The following is a 1355-nucleotide window of genomic DNA, read 5'->3' on the forward strand; positions in this document are numbered from 1 at the left end:
CTCATCGCCAACCGTGGCGAAATCGCTGTCCGCGTGGCCCGAGCATGTCGGGATGCCGGGATCGCGAGCGTTGCCGTGTATGCGGAACCGGACCGGGACGCTCTGCATGTCCGTGCGGCGGACGAGGCGTTCGCGCTGGGCGGTGACACCCCGGCCTCCAGTTACCTGGACTTCGCCAAGGTGCTGCAGGCCGCCAAGGACTCGGGCGCGGATGCCATCCATCCGGGCTACGGCTTCCTTTCGGAGAACGCGGACTTCGCCCAGGCCGTCCTGGACGCCGGGCTGATCTGGATCGGCCCGCCGCCGCAGGCGATCCGCGACCTGGGCGACAAGGTCGCCGCCCGGCACATCGCGCAGCGCGCGGGCGCGCCGCTGGTGGCGGGCACCCCGGACCCGGTCTCGGGTGCGGAGGAGGTGGTCGCGTTCGCCGAGCAGCACGGTCTGCCGATCGCGATCAAGGCCGCGTTCGGTGGTGGCGGGCGTGGTCTGAAGGTCGCCCGGACCCTGGAAGAGGTGCCGGAGCTGTACGAGTCGGCGGTGCGTGAGGCGGTCGCGGCGTTCGGGCGCGGGGAGTGCTTCGTGGAGCGCTACCTCGACAAGCCGCGGCATGTGGAGACGCAGTGCCTGGCCGACAGCCACGGCAACGTGGTGGTGGTCTCCACCCGTGACTGCTCGCTGCAGCGCCGTCATCAGAAGCTGGTCGAGGAGGCCCCCGCCCCGTTCCTGTCCGAGGCGCAGGTCGCGGAGCTGTACGCGTCGTCCAAGGCGATCCTGAAGGAGGCCGGCTACGTCGGCGCCGGCACGGTGGAGTTCCTGGTCGGCGTGGACGGCACGATCTCCTTCCTGGAGGTCAACACCCGTCTGCAGGTCGAGCACCCGGTCACCGAGGAGGTCGCCGGCATCGACCTGGTGCGGGAGATGTTCCGCATCGCCGACGGCGAGGAACTGGGCTACGGCGATCCCGAGCTGCGTGGGCACTCCATCGAGTTCCGTATCAACGGCGAGGACCCGGGCCGGGGTTTCCTGCCCGCCCCGGGCACCGTCACCGCCTTCGCGGCGCCGTCCGGCCCCGGGGTGCGGCTGGACGCGGGCGTGGAGTCCGGCAGCGTCATCGGCCCGGCCTGGGACTCCCTGCTGGCCAAGCTGATCGTCACCGGCGCCACCCGCAAGCAGGCCCTGCAGCGGGCCGCCCGCGCGCTGGCCGAGTTCCAGGTCGAGGGCATGGCGACCGCGATCCCCTTCCACCGCGCGGTGGTCACCGACCCGGCGTTCGCCCCCGAGCTGACCGGCTCCACCGACGCGTTCACCGTCCACACCCGGTGGATCGAGACCGAGTTCGTCAACGAGATCAAGCC

1 protein-coding gene is annotated in these 1355 nt (G+C 71.5%); it reads left to right on the top strand.

The features are described 5' to 3' along the window. Window positions 1-1355: acetyl/propionyl/methylcrotonyl-CoA carboxylase subunit alpha (locus ACFYW9_RS41395; RefSeq protein WP_389160371.1), on the top strand; the 1355-nt coding region annotated here is incomplete at both ends.

The organism is Streptomyces sp. NPDC002698, assembly GCF_042888945.1.
GTDB lineage: Bacteria > Actinomycetota > Actinomycetes > Streptomycetales > Streptomycetaceae > Streptomyces.